Genomic DNA, 20,129 nt, shown 5'->3' on the forward strand with positions numbered 1-20,129 from the left:
CACCCACCCGAAGCAGGCAGACGCGGGTTCAATACAGGGGTCGGAGCCCATTGCGAGGCAATGGGATCCGACCCCGACACCCATCAGCGCCGGCGCGGCTTGGCGGCCGGGCGGAACTGCTGGCCCTTGCCCTTCCTGCCGCCACGTTCCTGCGCGGTCTCGGCCTGGCGCACCGCCAGCTTGGCGGCAGCGGCGGCCACTTCTTCCTTCAGCTTGAAATAGTTCAGCAGCCGGCTCTCTTCGATCTCGCCAGCGTCGATCGCTGCGCGGACAGCACAGCCCGGTTCCTGCTGGTGCTTGCAGTCGTTGAAACGGCACTGCGTGGCCAGCGCTTCGATGTCGGCGAAGCCACCTTCGGACAGCGTTTCTTCGCCGGTCGGTTTCAGCTCGCGCATGCCGGGGGTGTCGATCAGGCAGGCGCCGGTCGGAAGCGGCATCAACGCGCGATGGGTGGTGGTGTGGCGGCCGCGCGAATCGTTGGCACGCACCGCGTTGGTCTTCATCCGCTGCTCGCCGAGCAGGGTGTTGGTCAGCGTGGATTTGCCGGCACCGGAGGAGCCCACCAGCACCACCGTGCGCCCCGGGCCCAGCCACGGTTGCAGCACCGCCACACTGTCGGCATCCAGGCCGTTGATCGCATGCAACGCGATGCCCTGCATCTCCAGTTCTTCCAGCACCGCCAGCGCATCCTCGCTGTACTCGGTCTGGTCGGCCTTGGTCAGCACCACCACCGGTTCGGCGCCGCCACCGCCGACCAGCAGCAGGTAGCGCTCGATGCGGCGCGGATTGAAGTCGGCATCCAGGCCACAAACGATGAACACCGTATCGATGTTCGCTGCGATCACCTGCTGGTGGTAGTGCTCGCCCGCCGCGCCACGCTTGATCGCGGTGCGACGCGGCAGCAGCGCAACGATGCGGATGCCGTCCAGCAGCACCCAGTCGCCCACTGCAGGCCGCTCGTGGCTGGGGAAGCGCGGGCGCTGCCATTCCGGCAGTGACTCCGCTTTGATCGCCGCATCCGGGCCATCGGCCACCACGTAATGGGTCCGGTGCTGCTCGATCACCCGCGCCGGGCGGGCCTGCGGGTGCGCGGCCATCATGGCCTGCCAGTCGGCCTGCTGCGCCGGGCCCGGCCAGGGCCAGCCGATGGTCTGCAGGGCGATGAAATCGGGGGTCTGGGTCATCGCCGCCATTCTACCTGTGACGGCCCCCGGCCAGCCCAGCAATGGCAGGCGCGGAGCCGTTGCCATGCACTGCAGCAATTCCGGTAGGATGGAATCCCCATGCCTTTTGACGGCCCAGCCCCCATGTCCACCCTTTCGCCCAAGCCCCTGGCCATCCGCGAGCGCCTTTCCGAAGTGCGCTACGAGATCCGCGGAGAACTGGCCCGGCGAGCGCGGGAGCTGGAGGCGCAGGGCCGCAAGCTGATCAAGCTCAACATCGGCAACCCGGGCAACTTCGGTTTCCGCGCACCCGAGCACCTGCAGCGCGCGATCGCCGACGACATGGGCCGCACCGACCCGTACACCCACCAGCAGGGCCTGCCGGTGGCGCGTGAAGCCATCGCCGATTACTACGTCCGCCGCGGCGCACCGGATGCACACCCGGACCGCGTGTTCGTCGGCAACGGTGTCAGCGAGCTGATCGACCTGTCGCTGCGCGCACTGCTCAATCCGGGCGATGAGGTGCTGGTGCCGTCGCCGGACTACCCGCTGTGGTCGGCCTCCACCATCCTCAACGATGGCCGACCGGTGTACTACCGCTGCGCCGCCGAAAACGGCTTCCAGCCGGACCCGAGCGAGATCGAGACGCTGGTGTCGTCACGCACCCGCGCCATCGTGCTGATCAACCCGAACAACCCCAGCGGCGCCAGCTACCCGCGTGAACTGCTGGAGCGCGTGGTCGAGATCGCACGACGCCACAACCTGCTGTTGCTGGTCGATGAGATCTACGACCAGATCCTGTACGACGATGCGGTGTTCCAGCCGGTCGCGCCGCTGGCCGGCGACCATCCGTGCCTGACCTTCAGCGGCCTGAGCAAGGTGCACCGTGCCTGCGGCTGGCGCGTGGGCTGGGCCCACCTCAGCGGCGACGACGCGCGCCTGGGCGACTTCCGCGCCGCGCTGGACCTGCTGGGCGCGCTGCGCCTGTGCGCCAACGTACCGGGCCAGTACGCCATCGAGGCCGCAGTGAACGGCCCGGACACCATCTCCGAACTGTGCACCCCGGGTGGCCGCCTGTATGAAACCCGCCGTGCGGTGATCGACGCCTGCGAAGCCAGCGAGCACCTGTCGCTGGTCGCGCCGGCCGGTGCGCTGTATGCGTTCCCGGCCGTGGTCGGTGCCGCTGCCAAGGGCTTTGACGACCACAACTTCGCGCTGGACCTGATGAACAACGAAGGCGTGCTGGTGGTACCGGGTTCCAGCTTCAACGTGCCCTACCGCCATCATTTCCGCGTGACCCTGTTGCCGGAAGCCTCGGTGATGCGCGATGTGTTCGCCCGCATCGACCGCGTGCTGGCCCGGCGTGCCGAGGACGCGACCAAGGTCGTGCCGCTGAAGCCGCGCCGTTCGGTGGCCTGAGCGGTGGCGCTGTCCTACCTGGCGCTGGGCGACTCGTACACCGTCGGAGAAGCCGTTGCCGTCGAAGGCCGCTGGCCGCACCAGCTGGCCGCCGCCCTGCGTGCGCAGGATGTGGCGCTGGCCGACCCTCAGACCATCGCCACCACCGGCTGGACCACCGACGAGCTGGACGCCGGCATCGATGCGGCCGCACCCCAGGGTCCGTTCGATTTCGTCAGCCTGCTGATCGGCGTCAACAACCAGTACCGCGGCCGGCCGCTGGACGAGTACCGCGTACAGTTCCAGGCCCTGCTTCAGCGGGCGATCGGCTTTGCCGGGGGCCGCCCCGGGCGTGTGCTGGTGCTGTCCTTCCCCGACTGGGGCGCGACGCCGTTCGGTGCCGGCAGCGGCCGCGACCTGGCCACCATCGAGATCGAGACCGACGAGTTCAACGCAGCGGCCGAGGTGATCAGCACCCAGCAGGACGTGGCCTTCGTCGACATCACCGACATCAGCCGTGACCAGGGTGACAACCCGGCAATGATCGCCGAAGACGGCCTGCACCCGTCGGCGCGGATGTACGCACTGTGGAGCGCGCGCGCGCTGCCGGTCGCCGCACACCTGCTCGGTGGCACGGACTGACACGATGGATGGTACGCCACGGAACGGCCCGCCCCTGCCCTGCACACCGCTGACCGCCCCGCAGGCCCGCGCGATCGCCGAAGCGTTCCGCCCGGCACGGGCCTGGGGCAGCCGCCGCGACTACTACTACACCCGCGGCAAGCTCGGCAGCGACCCGCTGTATGACGGCGTGCTGCAGCATCTGCCCGACGACGGGCAACCCTTACTGGACCTGGGGTGCGGGCTGGGCCTGTTCGCCCACGTGCTGCGCCAGCGCAGCGGCACCCACCCCTACCTCGGCGTGGACGTGGATGCCGGCAAGATCACCCGTGCCCAGCGTGCCGCCGCCGGCCTGCACGCTGTGCGCTTCGACTGCCTGGACGTGCAGGCGCCACTGCCGGCGCAGCCTGGACACGTCCTGTTGCTGGATGTGCTGCAGTACCTGGACGCGGGCCCACAACTGGCATTGCTGCGTGCGGCCAGCGCGCGGGTGGCCGCCGGCGGCCGCCTGCTGCTGCGCACGCCGCTGGCCACCGGCGATGGTCGCGACCGCACCACGCGGGTGGCGGACCGGTTGGCCTGGCTGGTCGGCTGGATGGGCACGCGGCCGCGCCACTACCCCGACCCGCACGTGCTGCAAGCGACACTGGCCGAGGCCGGATTGCAGGTGACGGCGCCGCGTCCCCTGCATGGGCGCACGCCATTCAACAGCTGGTTGCTGGTGGCCGAACGCCCCGCGCTGTAGAGCCGCGCTGCGACGTTTTTCCGGTGCTTCACACCGCCGCCCGAGCATCGGCTCGGGCGCTACAGCAGCGCCCCCTTGTAGAGCCGAGCCCATGCCCGGCTGCTCTACATCACCAGGGCCGGCGTTACGGGACCGGCAGCCGCGCTTTCAGCCCGCGCTCGTCCAGTGCCTGCAGCACGCCCTCGATGATCGCCAGGTTGTGGCCGTGGGCGGCCCCCTCATGCAGCAGCACGATGGCCCCCGGGCGCAGATCCGGCAGCAGGCGGTCGAGCACCCCCTGCGCCGTGCAACCGATGCCGTCGAAGCCGCGCGCGCTCCAGCCGACCCGGACCAGACCCAGCCGCTGCAGTACCGGCGCCACGAACGGATTGGTCATGCCCACCACCGAGCGGTACCAGCGCACCGGGCGACCGCTTACCGCCTGCAGCGCGTGCTGGCAGCCCTCGATCTCGGCGCGCATCGCCGCCGGGCCCAGCCGCCAGAAGCGCGCCTGCGGGTGGCTGTGGCTGTGGTTGCCCAGGTCGTGGCCGCGGTGCAGGATCTCCTGCACCAGCTCCGGCTGCGCCAGCGCGCGCTCGCCCACCAGGAAAAAGGTGGCATGGGCCTGGTGGCGGTCCAGCAGGTCGAGCACGGCACGGGTTTCCGGGCCAGGACCGTCATCAATGGTCAACCAGACGCTGTTGCCGACATCCGACAACCGGCTCAGCACCGGCGCATAGAAGCGACTGTTGGGCAGGAACACCGGCACCATGAACAGTGCGTGGCTGGCCACCATCAGCGGCAGCCCCCAGTGCCAGCCCGCCAGGGCCCAGACCAGGATCACCAGCAGCTGCGACGCCACCAGCCAGGGCAGCCAGCGCCAGGGCCGGGTCGGGATGCGATGCAATGTTCCTGCGTTGCTCATACCCCATGATGCCATGAGGGGTAGAATTGATGGTTCGAATTCCCGGAACCCCGACGTCCATGTCCCTCGATCCTGCCCTGCGTTCGCGCATCGAATCCATCCTCAACGCCAACCGCGTCGTGCTGTTCATGAAGGGCCAGCCGTCGATGCCGCAGTGCGGTTTCTCGGCCAAGGCCGTGGGCGCCCTGCAGGACCTTGGCGTCGAGTTCGCCCACGTCAACGTGCTGGCCGACCAGGAAATCCGTGAAGGCATCAAAGCCTATGGCGACTGGCCGACCATCCCGCAGCTGTACATCGACGGCGAACTGGTCGGCGGCAGCGACATCGTGCTGCAGATGGCCGCCAGCGGCGAGCTGAGCAGCGTGCTGGGGCTGCCGGCACCGGACCGTACCCCGCCGAGCATCACCGTCACCCCGGGGGCCGTGGAAATGCTCAAGGGCGCGCTGGCCGACGCCCCGGGCGCCGCCCTGCAGCTGACCATCGACGCCGGCTTCCAGCCGAACTTCCAGCTGGCCCCGCACGACGAAGGCGCCATCGCTGCCGAGTCCAATGGCCTGCGCGTGCAGTTCGACCTGGCCAGCGCCCGTCGCGCCAACGGCATCACCATCGACTGGGTGGACGACATCCGCGGCAAGGGCCTGGCCATCGACAATCCGAACGCGCCCAAGCCGGTGCAGGAAATCAGCGTGCGCGATGCCGACGACCTGGTGCGTGCCGGCAACATCACCCTGGTGGACGTGCGCCCGGCCGACGAACGTGAAATCGCCGCCGTGGGCGTACCGTTCAAGACCTTCGACGGCAACGGCCGCGCCGCGCTGGAAGCCCTGCCGAAGGACACCGCACTGGCCTTCATGTGCCACCACGGTGGCCGCAGCGCGCAGGCTGCCGAGCAGTTCCGCGCCCTGGGCTTCACCAAGGTGTTCAACGTGACCGGCGGCATCAACGCCTGGTCGGAAGACGTCGACAACGGCGTGCCGAAGTACTGATTGACGGCGCGGGGTCAGCGCCCTTTCCTGCGGGAAGCGGATCTGGCCCCCGAAAAAAAAGGGGACGGAGGGGATTAAGTCGTTTATGCCACAAACGACTTAATCCCCTCCGTCCCCTTTTTTCAGCCGGCGAATCCGCCTTCGGCCAGGTAGTCCAGTTCTTCCGGCGAGGGAATGCGCCCCAGCACGGCGTTGCGGTGCGGGAAACGGCCGAAGCGGCGGATGATGTCGCGGTGCAGCTCGGCGTACTGCAGGTATTCCTTGTCGCCCAGCACATCGAACATCGCCACCGAACGGTCCTGGTCCAACGGGTCCTCGGAGTGCTCGAACGGCAGGTAGATGAAGGCGCGCAGCTTCGGCACCAGCTGCAGGTCCAGGCCTTCCTCGATGGCGCGCATGGCGTAGTGCCGGGCCAGGCCATCGGTAGCATAGGAATGGGCAGTACCGCGGAAGCAGTTGCGCGGGAACTGGTCCAGCAGCAGCATCAGCGCCAGTGCGCCCTCGGCACTGCCCAGCCAGTGTTCACGCCCACGCGAAGCGGCGGCGAAATGCTCATCCAGGAACAACTGGCGGAACTGCGCGTCGAACGCATCGTCGCGGGCGAACCACTTCGCAGGGCCCGCTTCTTTCCAGAAATCCACCACTTGCGCGGCAACGTCCATCACCTACTCCCCAGGGCCGGCGCGCCGCGCCAGGCCATCATCATCATTCGTCGAAGCGCAGGTGGCGGACCGACTTGCCGTTGCGCCGGATAAGCTTAAGCGCCTCGATACCGATCTGGATATGGTTTTCCACGAACTGGGAGCTGACCTTGGCATCGGAGGCCTCGGTCTTGACCCCGTCGGGGATCATCGGCTGGTCCGAGACCAGCAGCAGCGCGCCACTGGGAATGTGGTTGGCGAAACCGGCTGCGAACACGGTGGCGGTTTCCATGTCGATGGCCATGCAGCGCATCGCCCGCAGCCGCTCCTTGAAGGCCTCGTCGTGCTCCCAGACCCGGCGGTTGGTGGTGTAGACAGTGCCGGTCCAGTAGTCGTGGCCGAGGTCGCGGATCATGGTCGAGACTGCACGCTGCAGCGCAAACGCCGGCAAGGCTGGCACTTCCGGCGGCAGGTAGTCGCCCGACGTACCCTCGCCGCGGATCGCCGCGATCGGCAGCACCAGGTCACCCAGCTGGTTCTTGCGCTTGAGGCCACCGCACTTGCCCAGGAACAGTACCGCCTTGGGCATCACTGCCGACAGCAGGTCCATGATGATCGCGGCATTGGGGCTGCCCATGCCGAAGTTGATCATGGTGATGCCGTCGATGGTGGCACTGGCCATCGGCCGGTCCAGGCCGATGATGGGCGCACCGGTCAGCTCGGAAAAGGTGTGCAGGTAGCCGCCGAAGTTGGTCAGCAGGATGTGCTGGCCGAACTGGTCCAGCGGCACGCCGGTGTAGCGCGGCAGCCAGTTGTCGACGATTTCCTGCTTGCTCTTCATGGGCGGTCCGGTACGGCGTGGGGGCCGCCATTGTAGGCGTGCACGGGCCAACCCACACCTGGGTCGGCAACGAAGAAGGGCGGCCCTGCGGCCGCCCTCCTGGTTTACCTGCGGTAACCGGCGGCTTAGAAGCGCACCGACCAGCGCAGGTTGGCACTGTGGTCACGGCTTTCGTCGCCATACTGGCCGCTATAGCCCAGCTCCAGCTGCTGGCGTGCGGTCAACCATGCCGACAGCCCCAGTTCGGCCACCACCGTCCTGTCAGCCATCGGGGCACCGCTGACCACGAAGCTGTCGCTGCCGGTGGCAAAGGCGAAGCGGGCCGCCGGGTCGCGATCCCCGCTGGCATGGCGGTACCCGACGCCACCGCGCAGGTGCAGCCAGCTGTCCTGCTGGAACGAAGCCTTCAGGCCCTTGTCAAAACGCAGGCCGGCCGTGGCCACGGTGATACGGAGATCGTCCACCTCACCCTGCAGTGCAGCCGCGCCGCCGCGTTCGTTGACGCGCTTCATGTCCACTTCCACACGTGCGAGCTGCAGGTAAGGTTCCAGCCCCGCCTCGGGGCCGCCGAAGCGATAGCTCGCCTCGACGAACGCCTGGCGGGTGCGGCCGTCATAGCGTGCCGCCAGCGTATCACTGTAACCGGAGAAGGCCAGCTCGCGGGTGCTCTTCACCTCATGCTCGCTCCAGGCCAGGCCCCCCCGCAGGCCGAAGGCGCCCCAGTCGTGACTGGCATAGGCCCCCAGGTGCGTATTGTCGACCTTGGCACGCGCACGGCGTCCTTCCTGCTGCTTGGCATCGGTACGGCCGGTACCGGCCAGCATGCCCACCTGCCAGCCGTTGATCTCGCGGTCCACGCCTACCAGCAGGCCGCTGCTGTTGGCTTCGGTGCGTGCGGTGTTGCCATTGCCGTCCAGCGTGGTGCTGCCACCGATGGCCTGTACCCAGACCCCCGTGGCGGCGTCGCCGTCTGCTCCCGGCGCGCGTGCACCGACGCGGCGCGACAGTGCGGCATCACGCACGTAGCGGCTGCCCTCGACCAGGGCCATCGCGGTGGCCGCATGCAGCTCGCCGCTGAGGCCGTCCAGTGCAGCGCCTACCTGTTGAGGGAACAGCAGGGTCAGTGGGCGCGGCAGGCCCTGGTTGACCGCCAGCCGGTCGGCCACAGTGGCCACCGCGCGCTGGTTGTCGGTACTGGCGGCACTGGCGAGCGGATTGCCACGGGTGACTTCAATGCGCGCGCCACCGGTGCCATAGGACAGCCCGAATTTCAGGAACGGCGAGAACGCACTGAAGTCGGTGGTGGCGAACTGGCCACGGATTCCGCCGTCGGCACGGATGAAGTTGAACTGCTCACCCAGGTAATAGGTGCCCGCTTCCGGCAGGGCGATCAGGGTGCCGCCCAGGGTGGCGGTACCGGTGACGCGCAACTGGTCACTGTGCCCGCCCGGGGCCAGCTCGGCCTGGTACACACCGGTGGCGGTCTGCACGTAGTCGCCGTTGATGGTCAGCGTGCCGATCGAGTTGCCCGGTGCAACGATACCGGCCACGGTGGTATCGCCCAGCTGGCCGATGCCCTTCAGCGTGCCGTTCGGGCCAACGAGGGTGTGACCACCGCTCTGCGTGCCGTTGAACGACAGCACGCCACCGTTGACGGTCAGATCGGAGCCTGCGAGTACCCCGCCTGCATTCACACGACTGTTGCCCAGGCTGGTCAACGCGCTGTTTTCCAGCCTTCCGTTCAATTCGAACGTCCCCTGCGCGGCCACCGAGGTGTGGGCGCCGCGCTGCACACCGTCGAAGATGACCACGCCACCGTTGACGTTCAGGTCGGAGCCATCCAGCACACCGCGTGCGTTGATATGGCTGGAGCCCCCCTGACTGTTCAGCGCAGTGTTCTTCAACGTGCCATTGAGCAGGAAGCTACCGCCGGCCACGTCCACCGCTCCGGTGAGCGTATTGACGCCATCCAGTTCCAGCACGCCCTCGCGCACCAGCGCACCGTTGAAGCTGTTGTCGCCGCTCAAGCGCAGCCAGCCGATGCCGCTCTTGGTCAGCTTGCCGGGGCCGCCGATGTCGTTGGTCCAGTTGTCCCAAGCATCGCCCTCCCACACTTTCAGGCCACCGGCACGCTGGTTCATCACCACGTTGGTGTCCACGCGCAGCGAACCGTAACCCTCGATGGCCTTGGCCAGGTTCAACAGGCCCCAACCGTAGATGTCGTCGATGCCGGGCGCGCCCAGATCGGTGGTCGTAGTCAGCAGCACATCGCGCACCTGCGCGCTGTCCAGATAGGGGAAGCGTTCAAACAGCAGGCCCAGCGCGCCGGTGACGTGGGGCGCGGCCATGGAGGTTCCACTCAGCAGCGCATAGCCATAGGTAGGCACGCGCTGCTGGATGTCCAGGCTGACATTGCCGTTGGCGTCGATGCCGACGCTGCCGGCCAGGCTGGAATCATCACCATAGGCGGTCGATACGATGTCCGAACCCGGTGCGGCAAGGCACCAGTTGGCACTCAGGCCGCACTTGTTGGAGCGATTGCTCAGGGTCAGATTGGTACCGACGTTGACCACGCTCAACCAGTACGGCTCGATGTCGGCGAATGCGCGCGGCAGCGTGGCGTAGAGGCCGGCGATGGGGCTCTGCGCAGGCGTCGGAATCACCGAACTGGTATTGCCGGCCGCCCACACCTGGATCATCCCGCGCGCACGCGATCCGTCGGCAAAGGTGTTCAGGTACTGGCGGTCGTCCGGGTCGTTGTAGATCGCGTCCATGTCCGTCGCTGTCGTCGGTTCCGTGACCAGGCCCCAGCTATGGTTGATGGCACGCACGCCCTGCGCGTTCATCTGGGCATAGAGGTCCTGGAAGGCGCTGACTTTCGGGCCGATCGCGCCCAGCGTCACGACCGAGTAGCCGGTCGCCGTGCGCTGCCACTCGCGGATGCTGTCGGAGAACAGCCGGCCAACGGTCAGGTCCGAACCGAAGGACACACCGTGCATGCCGCTTCCGTCCCGGTTCGCCGCGATGGTGCCGGCAACGTGCGTACCATGGATCTCGAACTGCATCCCCGGCTGCACATAGGGGCCCGACTCGATGATCCTGCGGATGTTGTCGGGCACGTTGGCGTTGTACCCGACATAGCTGATCTGGACGTCATCGCCATCACTGGCGAAGCAGGCCGCCGGCCCACGCACTGCGGTGGTGTTGGTGCAGCGCGTGCCGTCAGCCATCAGATCGGCGATGCGGACGCTGCGGTTGTCCTTGCCGGCGAATTCCGGATGGTCCAGACCCGTGCCACTGTCGAACACGCCCAGGCGGATGCCGGCACCGGTCAGCCCGCGCGCATAGGCCACGTCGGCATTGATCGCAGCCAGGCCCCAGTCGAGTTCGAATTCACTGGTGCGCCAGCTCGCAGCATCGCCGGGCCTGCCCATGACCGGCTCCGCGGAAGCATTGACGCTGGGAGCCAGCGCCGCCACCGGAATCGCTACCGAGGGAGCGATCATCGCGGGAGCGGAGGCGCTCACTCCGCCTTGCGCGGCGAACGCCGACTGCAGGCTGCGCTGCAGCTGGTAACGGGCCAGGGCGTCGTCACTGTCCTGGGCCAGGACCGGCAGTGCGGTGGCCACCAGCAAGGAACCGACAATGGCCGACGCCAGCGGCGAGGGCAGGAAGGAACGGCGCGAAACGGTCGAACGGCGGAGCTTTGCAGCAGTCATCGGTTGCGTCCTTGATTCCATGAAAGGTACGGGCCCGGCTCCGTCGTTGGAGCAGGTGCGTAAGCTGGTGATACAGGTCAGCGCAAGACGTAATCAGCCCATTGCTTCATCCAACGTTAATATTTCCTTCACAAATCCTCCATCAGAAAATTCCTACCCCCCCCCCCCACGCCCCTGTCCAAGGTCACTTGGCAAGCCACATCGGCCCCGGCTAGCGTCCGTGGATTCATGTTTCTGGTGAGGGGAACTGCATGGCATCGACGTTGTTGCGCACCGGGGTGGCACTGGCGCTGCTTTCATTGAGCACGGCACCGGCGGTGGGCGCCTCGCGCTTCGTCGCCGATCCCTACCCCAGCACCTACCAGGCACACCCCGATGCACCGGTGCTGATCCAGAACGCGACCGTGCTGACCGGCACCGGCCAGCGCCTGGACAACGCCGACGTGCTGCTGCGCGAGGGCCGCATCGTTGCCGTCGGCCGCCAGTTGCAGGCCGATGCTGGTGTCACCCGCATCGATGCGCAGGGCAAGTGGGTCACACCGGGCCTGATCGACGTGCACTCGCACCTGGGCGTGTACCCCAACCCGGGCGTCGGCGCGCACAGCGACGGCAACGAGATGACCGCGCCGGTCACCGCCAACGTCTGGGCCGAGCACTCGGTGTGGCCGCAGGACCCGGGTTTCGCCACCGCACTGGCCGGCGGCGTGACCAGCATGCAGGTGCTGCCGGGCTCGGCCAACCTGGTCGGTGGTCGTGGTGTGACCCTGAAGAACGTCCCCGCCATCACCTACCAAGCGATGAAGTTCCCCGGCGCGCCGTGGGGGCTGAAAATGGCCTGCGGCGAGAACCCGAAGCGGGTCTACGGCGGAGGCAAGGGCGTCGCTCCGGCCACGCGGATGGGCAACGTTGCCGGTTACCGCGCCGCCTTCATCGATGCCGCCGACTACATCGCCAAGAACAAACCGAAGCCGGCCAAGCGCAAGGGCTGGTTCGGCAGCGACAAGGGCGACAGCGCCGGTGATGCCGGCGGCAAGCGCGATCTCAAGCTGGACACGCTGGCCGGCGCGATCGAAGGCGACATCCGCGTGCACATCCATTGCTACCGCGCCGACGAGATGGCCACCATGCTCGACCTGGCCAAGGAATTCGGATTCAAGGTGGCCGCCTTCCACCACGGCGTGGAAGCCTACAAGCTGGCCGACCGGCTGGCTGCCGACGGCGTCTGCGGCGCGCTGTGGGCCGACTGGTGGGGCTTCAAGATGGAAGCCTTCGACGGCATTCCGGAGAACATCGCACTGGTCGATCGGCCGAAGAACAGCTGCGCCATCGTCCATTCCGACTCCCCCGAAGGCATCCAGCGCCTGAACCAGGAAGCGGCCAAGGTGATCGCCGCCGCGCGCCGCGCACGCATGCCGGAGATCCCCCCCGAACACGCCATCACCTGGATGACCGCCAACGCCGCCAGGGCGCTGGGGATTGAAGGCCAGACCGGCACCCTGGAGGCCGGCAAGATGGCCGACGTGGTGGTGTGGAACGGCAACCCCTTCAGCTCGTACGCGCTGGCCGAGCAGGTCTTCATCGACGGCCGCCGCCTGTACGACCGCAGCGCACCTGCGGCCACGCCACGTTCCGACTTCCAGCTTGGCCAGGAGGTGCACTGATGGGCGCGTTGAACAAGCGTCGCCGGGCATGGCTCGGCGCTACGGTCATGGTGCTGGCCTGCCTCTCCGCATCCGTGCAGGCGCAGGACCTGCTGGTGCGCAACGCGACCGTACATACGGCCAGCGCGCGCGGCAGCCTGCAGCACGCCGATGTGCTGGTGCAGGGCGGGATCATCCGCGCCGTCGGCAGCGGGCTGTCCGCCCCGGCCGGGGCCAGCGTGGTCGAGGCCGATGGCCGTCCGCTGACACCGGCGCTGTTCGGGGGCATCACCGAGATCGGCATCGAAGAGGTCTCCGGTGAAGCGAGCACGGTCGACAGCACGTTGAAGATCGGCGAACAACCGTTGCGCCCCGAGTTCGATGTCACCCTGGCGTACAACCCGGCCTCGGTGCTGATCCCGGTGGCGCGCCTGGACGGCATCGGCTTCACCGCCCTGGGGGCGGCCACCGGTGGCGGCTTCGTTGCAGGCCAGGGTGGCGTGATGCGGCTGGACGGCAGCGCCGATCCCCTCGGGCCGCGCGCGCTGTTCCTGCGCCTGGGATCGGCCGCAGTGGAGCTGACCGGGCATTCGCGTGCGGCGCAATGGATGCTGCTGCAGCAGATGGTGGACGAGGCACGCGGCCAGGTCGCCGCGGACTCGCCGCATGCGCTGCTGACCCCGGCCGGGCGCCGCACGCTGGGCCGCTACCTGGCCGGCCAGGGCCGCATCGTGGTGGAGGTGGACCGCGCGGCGGACATCCGCCAGCTGCTGCGCTGGGCCGCCCGCGAGCAAGTGAAGATCGCCATCGCCGGTGGCAGCGAAGCCTGGCAGCTGGCGCCGGAGCTGGCCGCCGCACAGGTACCGGTGTTCGTCGATGTGTTGTCCAACCTGCCGGCCAGCTTCGACCAGATCGGTGCCACGCTGGAAAATGCGGCACGCCTGCAGCGTTCCGGCGTGGCGGTCTCGTTCGTGCAGCGAGGCGACGCCTCGCACAACGCCCGCAAGATGCGCCAGCTGGCCGGCAATGCCGTGGCCAATGGCCTGCCCTGGGCCGACGGCCTGGCCGGCCTGACCCGGGTGCCGGCGCAGGCGTTCGGCGTGGCCGACCAGATCGGCAGCATCGAGCCGGGCAAGCGTGCCGACCTGGTGCTGTGGGAGGGCGACCCGCTGGACGTGGCGCACTATGCCGAACAGGTCTGGCTGGGCGGCCGGGCGATGCCGATGCGCTCGCGCCAGACCGAACTGCGCGACCGCTACCTGCAGCGCAACGCGCAGCCCTGACCTCCAGTTACCCAAGGAAACCCGCATGGCCACCCTGCGCTGGTACTTCGACTTCGTCTCGCCCTATTCCTACCTGCACTGGCAGAAGCTGAAGCAGCTGCCCCAGTTCGCACGGATCCAGACCGTGCCGATCGCCTTCGGTGCCGTGCTGCATCACCTGGGCAACCTCGGGCCGGCCGAGATTCCGGCCAAGCGCCGCTTCATGTACCGCCAGCTGCTGTGGACTGCGCAGGCCGAAGGAACACCGCTGCGGTTCCCGCCGGGCCACCCGTTCAACCCGTTGTCTGCCCTGCGGCTGTGCCTGGCCGCCGGTGGCAGCGTGCAGGCGGTAGACGTGCTGTTCGACTGGATCTGGCGCGACGGCAATGCCGCCGATAGCGCCGAGGCCCTGCGCGAACCGGCTGCGCGGCTGGGGATCGAGGATGTCGCCAGCGCCACCGCGGCCCCCGCGGTCAAGGAGCAGCTGCGGAGGAACACCGAGGCCGCCATTGCTGCCGGCGTGTTCGGCGTACCGACCCTGGCCATCGATGACGAACTGTTCTGGGGCAACGACGCCCATCCGTTGATGGCCGCCGTGCTGGCCGATCCCGCCCTGCTGCAGCAGCCCGAATGGCAGCGCCTGGCCGAACTTCCGGTGGCCGTGCAGCGCAGTCGCTGAACAGGGCCTGGCGCGTTTCCCTCGCGCGCCACGCCAGAATTTGAGATAGATTTCACGTTTCCGAACCTACAACCGCCCTGGAGGGGGAGCCGCGGATGCGCATCGGAATCGTCGTCGACTCGGCCTGCGACCTGCCGCAGGACTTCATTGCCGAGCACAACATCGTGCTGCTGCCGATCACCGTACGAATCGGTGAAGCGGTTCTGGCCGATCATCGCGATGAGCAGGCCACGCTGAGTTTCCTGCATGCACACGTGGCCGAGCACGGTGCCGAGGCGGAGACCATCCCCTTCAGTGTCAACCAGATCCGCGACCTGTTCCTGCAGCAGCTGGTGATCGATTACGACCACGTGTTCTGCATGACCATCACCAAGACCCGCAGCCCGATCCACGACAATGCGCTGCAGGCCAGCTTCGCCATCCTCAACGATTACAAGCCGGTGCGGCAGGCAGCGGGCTACAACTCGCCGTTCGCCCTGCGCGTGCTCGATACCCAGAACCTGTTCGCTGCGCAGGCCGTGACCGCAGTGGAGGCGGTTCGCCTGCGTGACACTGGTGCCAGCGTGCAGCAGATCCGCGAACGGCTGGAAGAACTGGCTGGCAACGTGCACGGCTACATGGTCACCCGTGATCTGTACTACATGCGTGCGCGCGCCCGGCACAAGGGCGACCGCAGCGTCGGCCTGCTCAGTGCGGCGCTGGGCAGCGCACTGGACATCAAGCCGGTGCTGCACGGCTACCGCGGCGAAACCGGGCCGGTCGCCAAGATCAAGGGCTTCGACAGCGCCGTGCAGAAGCTGTTCGCGGTGGTCGGCCAGCGCGTACGTGCCGGGCTGATGACGCCGACGGTATGCGTCAGCTACGGCGGTGAGCTGGATGAGCTGCGCAGCCTGCCCGGCTATGTACAGATGAAGGAGGTCTGCGCCGGCAATGGCGTGACCGTGTACGAATCGGTGATGAGCCTGACCGGCATGGTCAATGTCGGCAAGGGCGCGGTCACCGTGGGCTTTGCCGATGGGCCACATCGGTTCGAGTGATGCCCCGAATCTGCACACCGATTCCACCGTGGTTGTGCCAGCCTTGCCGCACTTCAAGGAGAACTTCATGCCTGCGCAGTACCACATCAGCCTGCCCGACCCGTCCAAGGCCCGCGGCAACGACCCTGACCTGTCCTTCCATTCGCAGGGCGCCGCCGGTTTCGCCGAAGAGCTGCAGGACGCCCTGCGCAGCGGCACGCTGTTCGAACGGTGGAAGGCCAAGCAACCCGACCCGGATGCGGTGGAACCGCAGTGGAGCGTGACCGATCCGGACGCCACCGTGACCGGCGAGCAGAAGGACCTGCGCATCAACCTGGTCGCCACCACCCGTATCGACAGTGACGTGTTCAAGCAGCGCCTGCGCCTGCTGGCCGGCCACCACTGGGAACTGCGCGACGTGCGTTGAGGCCACGCCGTGGTAGTGCCGGCCGCTGGCCGGCAACCGAGGAGATGCCGGCCACCGGCCGGCACTACCCAGTGCGATGTCCCTGGATGGGCGGCACGCCATGGGCTGGTCCGCTCAACAGTCCATGGTGCCGTGCGCGTTGCCCTCGTCATCCAGCACGCGCGCATGCAGGACCACCCGGTTGCGGCCGGCACGCTTTGCGGCATACAGGCCGGCATCGGCATCGGCCAGCAGCTGGTCGGCACTGGCCAGCGCCGGTGGGTGCAGGTAGCCCACGCCGACGCTGATGCTGACCGGGCCTTCCGGCAATGGCAGCGCTTCGACCGCTTCGCGCAGGCGCTCGGCCAGCGCCAGCACGCCCGACAGTGGGCTTCCAGGCACGATGACAGCGAATTCTTCACCGCCATAACGCGCAACGCTGTCACTGCCGCGACCTGCGACGCCCTTCAGCACCCCGGCCACCGCCTGCAGGCAACGATCACCGGCCGGATGGCCGTGCCGGTCGTTGAAGGCCTTGAAGTGGTCAATATCCACCAGCAGCAGGCCCAGCTCGGTGCCGCTGCGCCGCGCGCGATTCCACTCGGAGGTCAGCCGCGCGTCGAACTCGCGGCGATTGGCCACGCCGGTGAGGCCATCCTGCCGCGCCAGTTGATCCAGCGCCGCCTGACGCTCCAGCAGATCGGTCTGCAGCAGGACGCTGCGCAGGCCGAAACCAAGGGTGGCTACGACGAAGCCCGCGACGGCCAACGGCCGCGCATGATCGACCACCAGCGTGCCGACCACCAGCAGCAGCAACGGCAGGATGATCGGACCGGCGGCCTGCACCGTCCTCGCCAGCCGCGGGTGTGCCGTGGTGCCTGTGTCCGGCGCCGTGTCCAGCGCCATGCAGGCGATCAGCAGAAAAGGTACGTCGATCAGCAGGTCGTTGAACGCACCGAATGCATCATCGGAGGTGTAGTGGTTGATGTAGTAGGCCACCAGCAGATAGGCCAGTGCGTACAACGCCAGTGCACGGAAGAACCTGCGCCGTTCGGGCACGTCGCCGGCCAGCCATCGCACCACGGCGAACGCGGCGATACACAGGTTCTGGATGTCGAACATGCGCTGCATGTTGGACATGGCATGGGCGTCGACCTCGACACGGGCGGCGAACGATGCGGTGTGCACGAAGAACAGCACACCCAGCAGCGCCGCCATCGCCGCATCGATCAGGCTGATGCTCGGGCGCTCGCGGCGTGCCCGGGCCAGGATGAACACCAGCGGCACGCCATACAGCACGTACAACAACAGGCTGACGCGTGGGGTGAAGTCAGCCCGGCCGGCGCCCAGCGCATCCACCATGTTGAACGTCATGCCACCGGCCCACAGCAGCAGTGCCATCGCGGTAGAACGCCAGCCCAGAGCGGCGCGGTCACGTTGCGCCCGCACCAGGCACGCGGCGGCGGCCAGCAGCGGTGCGCCGGTCAGGAACAGGAAAGAGCCCACGCCCGCCGGGCTCGGCCAGAACGCCACGGCCAGCCCATGGCAGAGCACGTACAGCAGCGCCAGCACTACCGGCATGCATCCCCCCGATCCGCAAGGCCGTCTGAGCGCACGATAGCGCGCCGGCACGCCACAGCGGCGTGATCCACTGCGGCAAAACGACACTCCGCGTGCATCACCATGGTAGTGCCGTCCGCTGGCCGGCAATCCCAGGGAATTGCAGGGCTGCGGGTTGCCGGCCAGCGGCCGGCACTACCGGAAAGCCCTCAGGCGTGCAGGGCGCGAGCGTGGTGGGCGACGTGCTCGCCGATGAAGCTGGCGATGAAATAGTAGCTGTGGTCGTAGCCCGGCTGCAGGCGCAGGGTCAGCGGATGGCCGGCTGCGGCGCAGGCCTCCTGCAGGCGCTGCGGCTGCAGCTGGGTCTGCAGGAACTCGTCCGCCTCGCCCTGGTCGACCAGCAACGGCAGGCGCTCGCTGGCCGTCGCCAGCAACGCACACGCGTCCCACTGCGCCCAGTCGGCTGGGTTGTCGCCCAGATAAGCCGTGAACGCCTTCTGCCCCCACGGTACGTGGCTGGGCGCGACGATCGGCGAGAACGCCGACACACTGCGGTAGCGCCCCGGGTTGCGCAGCGCGATCACCAGCGCACCATGGCCACCCATCGAGTGGCCGCTGATGCCACGCGCCCCGGTGACCGGGAAGTTCGCCTCGATCAGCGCCGGCAGTTCCTGCGCCACATAGTCATGCATGCGGTAGTGCTTCGCCCACGGTGCACGGGTGGCGTTGAGGTAGAACCCCGCCCCCTTGCCCAGGTCATAGCCCTCGGCATCGGCCACGTCATCACCGCGCGGGCTGGTATCCGGCGCGACGATGATTACGCCGTGCTCGGCTGCATAGCGCTGCGCACCGGCCTTGGTGATGAAATTCTGCTCGGTGCAGGTCAGCCCGCTCAGCCAATACAGCACCGGCAGCTTCTGCGTTTCCGCCTGCGGCGGCAGGTACACGGCGAACTGCATGTCGCAGCCCAGCGTGGTCGAACGATGGCGGTAAACATCCTGCCAACCGCCGAAACAGGCGCGGTGTTCAATACGTTCCATGGAACTCTCCTGCGTGCCGGCGTCAGCCGTCACGTGTGTTGATCAACTCATCCAGCTGCGACAGCAGGCGCAGCAGCGGTTCGACACCAGGCTGGCCGTCCAGGTTGCGGTACGCTGCGACCGCCACGTCACTGCGCGGTGGCCATTGGCCATCGGCGCGGGCTTCGTGCAGGCGCGGCAGGAACACCTGCGCCAGCCAGTGCTCGAACGGCATTTCGTCAATGCCGAAGGGTGAGTCCACTGCGCGCGGCGGACCCACGACGCCTTCGACCCAACCCAGCACGCGCAACGCCTGCTCGATCGGATCAACCAGGGCCGCGCGCGGATCTTCCGCACGCGGCCTGCGCAAGGCATCGAACCAGCCCACGCTGCGGCTCAGTAATGGACCACCGAACGGATCGACTTGCCTTCATGCATCAGGTCGAAGGCATCGTTGATCTTGTCCAGGCCCATGGTGTGGGTGACGAACGGGGCCAGTTCGATGTCGCCCTTCATCGCGTCCTCGACCATGCCCGGCAGCTGGCTGCGGCCCTTCACGCCACCGAAGGCAGTGCCCATCCACTTGCGGCCGGTCACCAGCTGGAACGGGCGGGTGGAGATCTCCTGCCCGGCACCGGCCACGCCGATCACCACGCTCTGGCCCCAGCCACGGTGCGCGCATTCCAGCGCCGCACGCATCACGTTGACGTTGCCGATGCACTCGAAGCTGTGGTCCACACCCCAGGTGGTCATTTCAACGATGACCTGCTGGATCGGCTTGTCGAAATCCTTCGGGTTGATGCAGTCGGTGGCACCGAACTCGCGCGCCAGCTCAAACTTGGACGGGTTGGTGTCCACCGCGATGATGCGGCCGGCCTTGGCCTGGCGCGCACCCTGGATCACCGCCAGGCCGATGCCACCCAGGCCGAACACCGCCACGCTGTCGCCTTCCTGCACCTTGGCGGTGTTGTGCACCGCGCCGATGCCGGTGGTGACACCGCAGCCGAGCAGGCAGACGTGTTCCGGGTTGGCGTCCGGATTGATCTTCGCCAGCGAGACTTCGGCCACAACGGTGTATTCGCTGAAGGTCGAGCAGCCCATGTAGTGATACAGCGGCTCGCCGTTGTAGCTGAAGCGGCTGGTGCCGTCGGGCATCACCCCCTTGCCCTGGGTGGCACGCACCGATACGCACAGGTTGGTCTTGCCGCTCTTGCAGAACAGGCACTCGCCGCACTCGGCGGTATACAGCGGAATCACGTGGTCGCCCGGCTTGACGCTGGTCACGCCCTCGCCCACTTCCACCACGATGCCGGCGCCTTCATGGCCCAGCACCACCGGGAACAGGCCTTCCGGGTCATCGCCGGACAGGGTGAACGCATCGGTGTGGCAGACACCGGTATGGGTGATTTTCACCAGCACTTCGCCCTTCTTCGGCGGGGCGACGTCGATCTCGACGATCTGCAGCGGCTGGCCGGGACCAAAGGCGACGGCGGCACGGGACTTCATGATGGCTTCTCCAGGGACAGGCA

At 67.7% G+C, this 20,129-nt stretch carries 18 protein-coding genes; 9 read left to right on the top strand and 9 right to left on the bottom strand.

What is annotated here, in order from left to right:
* Positions 1-83: 83 nt before the first annotated feature.
* Positions 84-1,193: a ribosome small subunit-dependent GTPase A gene (gene rsgA, locus ACEPA4_RS16745; protein WP_065196455.1), complete on the bottom strand. Its 1,110-nt coding sequence runs from the start codon at positions 1,191-1,193 to the stop codon at positions 84-86.
* A gap of 114 nt (positions 1,194-1,307) precedes the next feature.
* Between rsgA and ACEPA4_RS16750 the strand changes: the two genes are divergently transcribed.
* From ACEPA4_RS16750 to ACEPA4_RS16760, 3 genes are read left to right on the top strand one after another with little or no spacing between them, the layout of a single operon-like run.
* Positions 1,308-2,582 (top strand): pyridoxal phosphate-dependent aminotransferase, encoded by a 1,275-nt coding sequence (locus ACEPA4_RS16750; RefSeq protein WP_065185367.1) that lies wholly within the window; start codon positions 1,308-1,310, stop codon positions 2,580-2,582.
* Positions 2,583-2,585: 3 nt separating this feature from the next.
* Positions 2,586-3,203, top strand: a complete 618-nt coding sequence (locus tag ACEPA4_RS16755) for an SGNH/GDSL hydrolase family protein (RefSeq protein ID WP_005419202.1) — start codon at positions 2,586-2,588, stop codon at positions 3,201-3,203.
* Between the two features lie 4 nt (positions 3,204-3,207).
* On the top strand, positions 3,208-3,927 hold the full coding sequence (locus tag ACEPA4_RS16760; RefSeq protein WP_005419203.1) for a methyltransferase domain-containing protein: 720 nt from the start codon (positions 3,208-3,210) through the stop codon (positions 3,925-3,927).
* A gap of 124 nt (positions 3,928-4,051) precedes the next feature.
* On the opposite strand, the gene ACEPA4_RS16765 is transcribed toward ACEPA4_RS16760, so the two are convergent.
* Positions 4,052-4,831, bottom strand: coding sequence for a polysaccharide deacetylase family protein (locus ACEPA4_RS16765; RefSeq protein ID WP_374082903.1), 780 nt, complete (start codon positions 4,829-4,831; stop codon positions 4,052-4,054).
* Between the two features lie 59 nt (positions 4,832-4,890).
* Between ACEPA4_RS16765 and grxD the strand changes: the two genes are divergently transcribed.
* Positions 4,891-5,817 (top strand): Grx4 family monothiol glutaredoxin, encoded by a 927-nt coding sequence (gene grxD / locus ACEPA4_RS16770; protein ID WP_262090945.1) that lies wholly within the window; start codon positions 4,891-4,893, stop codon positions 5,815-5,817.
* 122 nt (positions 5,818-5,939) lie between these two features.
* On the opposite strand, the gene ACEPA4_RS16775 is transcribed toward grxD, so the two are convergent.
* From ACEPA4_RS16775 to ACEPA4_RS16785, 3 genes are all read right to left on the bottom strand, one after another.
* Positions 5,940-6,479 carry a DUF924 family protein gene (locus tag ACEPA4_RS16775; protein WP_005419210.1) on the bottom strand — a complete coding sequence of 180 codons (540 nt, stop codon included), beginning with the start codon at positions 6,477-6,479 and terminating at the stop codon, positions 5,940-5,942.
* Between the two features lie 43 nt (positions 6,480-6,522).
* Positions 6,523-7,299 (bottom strand): AMP nucleosidase, encoded by a 777-nt coding sequence (locus ACEPA4_RS16780; RefSeq protein WP_049415280.1) that lies wholly within the window; start codon positions 7,297-7,299, stop codon positions 6,523-6,525.
* Positions 7,300-7,424: 125 nt separating this feature from the next.
* Entirely contained in the window at positions 7,425-11,018 is a 3,594-nt protein-coding gene (locus ACEPA4_RS16785) for an autotransporter domain-containing protein (RefSeq protein ID WP_262090944.1), read from the bottom strand.
* 251 nt (positions 11,019-11,269) lie between these two features.
* Between ACEPA4_RS16785 and ACEPA4_RS16790 the strand changes: the two genes are divergently transcribed.
* From ACEPA4_RS16790 to ACEPA4_RS16810, 5 genes are all read left to right on the top strand, one after another.
* The gene (locus ACEPA4_RS16790; RefSeq protein ID WP_262090943.1) at positions 11,270-12,679 is read left to right on the top strand and encodes an amidohydrolase; all 1,410 of its coding nucleotides are present in this window, start codon (positions 11,270-11,272) and stop codon (positions 12,677-12,679) included.
* Positions 12,679-13,941: an amidohydrolase family protein gene (locus ACEPA4_RS16795; protein WP_065185375.1), complete on the top strand. Its 1,263-nt coding sequence runs from the start codon at positions 12,679-12,681 to the stop codon at positions 13,939-13,941. Before ACEPA4_RS16790 ends, ACEPA4_RS16795 begins: the two co-directional genes overlap by 1 nt.
* Before the next feature lie 25 nt (positions 13,942-13,966).
* Positions 13,967-14,599, top strand: a complete 633-nt coding sequence (locus ACEPA4_RS16800) for a 2-hydroxychromene-2-carboxylate isomerase (RefSeq protein WP_065185376.1) — start codon at positions 13,967-13,969, stop codon at positions 14,597-14,599.
* Positions 14,600-14,694: 95 nt separating this feature from the next.
* The gene (locus ACEPA4_RS16805) at positions 14,695-15,636 is read left to right on the top strand and encodes a DegV family protein (protein WP_262090942.1); all 942 of its coding nucleotides are present in this window, start codon (positions 14,695-14,697) and stop codon (positions 15,634-15,636) included.
* Positions 15,637-15,703: 67 nt separating this feature from the next.
* Entirely contained in the window at positions 15,704-16,042 is a 339-nt protein-coding gene (locus tag ACEPA4_RS16810) for a hypothetical protein (RefSeq protein ID WP_374082904.1), read from the top strand.
* Positions 16,043-16,156: 114 nt separating this feature from the next.
* On the opposite strand, the gene ACEPA4_RS16815 is transcribed toward ACEPA4_RS16810, so the two are convergent.
* The 4 genes from ACEPA4_RS16815 to ACEPA4_RS16830 all read right to left on the bottom strand — a co-directional run bounded on the left by ACEPA4_RS16815 (position 16,157) and on the right by ACEPA4_RS16830 (position 20,106).
* Positions 16,157-17,602 carry a GGDEF domain-containing protein gene (locus ACEPA4_RS16815; protein ID WP_065196463.1) on the bottom strand — a complete coding sequence of 482 codons (1,446 nt, stop codon included), beginning with the start codon at positions 17,600-17,602 and terminating at the stop codon, positions 16,157-16,159.
* Between the two features lie 188 nt (positions 17,603-17,790).
* Positions 17,791-18,621: an S-formylglutathione hydrolase gene (gene fghA / locus ACEPA4_RS16820; protein WP_005419242.1), complete on the bottom strand. Its 831-nt coding sequence runs from the start codon at positions 18,619-18,621 to the stop codon at positions 17,791-17,793.
* Between the two features lie 22 nt (positions 18,622-18,643).
* Positions 18,644-18,988 carry a YqcC family protein gene (locus tag ACEPA4_RS16825; RefSeq protein ID WP_005419244.1) on the bottom strand — a complete coding sequence of 115 codons (345 nt, stop codon included), beginning with the start codon at positions 18,986-18,988 and terminating at the stop codon, positions 18,644-18,646.
* A gap of 8 nt (positions 18,989-18,996) precedes the next feature.
* On the bottom strand, positions 18,997-20,106 hold the full coding sequence (locus tag ACEPA4_RS16830) for an S-(hydroxymethyl)glutathione dehydrogenase/class III alcohol dehydrogenase (protein ID WP_053500575.1): 1,110 nt from the start codon (positions 20,104-20,106) through the stop codon (positions 18,997-18,999).
* Between the last annotated feature and the right edge of the window lie 23 nt (positions 20,107-20,129).

It is taken from the genome of Stenotrophomonas sp. P2112, from assembly GCF_041897515.1.
Classification (GTDB): Bacteria; Pseudomonadota; Gammaproteobacteria; order Xanthomonadales; family Xanthomonadaceae; genus Stenotrophomonas; species Stenotrophomonas sepilia.

Excerpts from the sequence above, each read along its gene's own strand:
- rsgA (WP_065196455.1), bottom strand. The coding sequence starts at position 1,193 with ATGGCGGCGATGACCCAGACCCCCGATTTCATCGCCCTGCAGACCATC.
- ACEPA4_RS16750 (WP_065185367.1), top strand. The coding sequence starts at position 1,308 with ATGTCCACCCTTTCGCCCAAGCCCCTGGCCATCCGCGAGCGCCTTTCC.
- ACEPA4_RS16760 (WP_005419203.1), top strand. The coding sequence starts at position 3,208 with ATGGATGGTACGCCACGGAACGGCCCGCCCCTGCCCTGCACACCGCTG.
- ACEPA4_RS16765 (WP_374082903.1), bottom strand. The coding sequence starts at position 4,831 with ATGAGCAACGCAGGAACATTGCATCGCATCCCGACCCGGCCCTGGCGC.
- grxD (WP_262090945.1), top strand. The coding sequence starts at position 4,891 with ATGTCCCTCGATCCTGCCCTGCGTTCGCGCATCGAATCCATCCTCAAC.
- ACEPA4_RS16775 (WP_005419210.1), bottom strand. The coding sequence starts at position 6,479 with ATGGACGTTGCCGCGCAAGTGGTGGATTTCTGGAAAGAAGCGGGCCCT.
- ACEPA4_RS16780 (WP_049415280.1), bottom strand. The coding sequence starts at position 7,299 with ATGAAGAGCAAGCAGGAAATCGTCGACAACTGGCTGCCGCGCTACACC.
- ACEPA4_RS16785 (WP_262090944.1), bottom strand. The coding sequence starts at position 11,018 with ATGACTGCTGCAAAGCTCCGCCGTTCGACCGTTTCGCGCCGTTCCTTC.
- ACEPA4_RS16790 (WP_262090943.1), top strand. The coding sequence starts at position 11,270 with ATGGCATCGACGTTGTTGCGCACCGGGGTGGCACTGGCGCTGCTTTCA.
- ACEPA4_RS16795 (WP_065185375.1), top strand. The coding sequence starts at position 12,679 with ATGGGCGCGTTGAACAAGCGTCGCCGGGCATGGCTCGGCGCTACGGTC.
- ACEPA4_RS16800 (WP_065185376.1), top strand. The coding sequence starts at position 13,967 with ATGGCCACCCTGCGCTGGTACTTCGACTTCGTCTCGCCCTATTCCTAC.
- ACEPA4_RS16805 (WP_262090942.1), top strand. The coding sequence starts at position 14,695 with ATGCGCATCGGAATCGTCGTCGACTCGGCCTGCGACCTGCCGCAGGAC.
- ACEPA4_RS16810 (WP_374082904.1), top strand. The coding sequence starts at position 15,704 with ATGCCTGCGCAGTACCACATCAGCCTGCCCGACCCGTCCAAGGCCCGC.
- ACEPA4_RS16815 (WP_065196463.1), bottom strand. The coding sequence starts at position 17,602 with ATGCCGGTAGTGCTGGCGCTGCTGTACGTGCTCTGCCATGGGCTGGCC.
- fghA (WP_005419242.1), bottom strand. The coding sequence starts at position 18,621 with ATGGAACGTATTGAACACCGCGCCTGTTTCGGCGGTTGGCAGGATGTT.
- ACEPA4_RS16830 (WP_053500575.1), bottom strand. The coding sequence starts at position 20,106 with ATGAAGTCCCGTGCCGCCGTCGCCTTTGGTCCCGGCCAGCCGCTGCAG.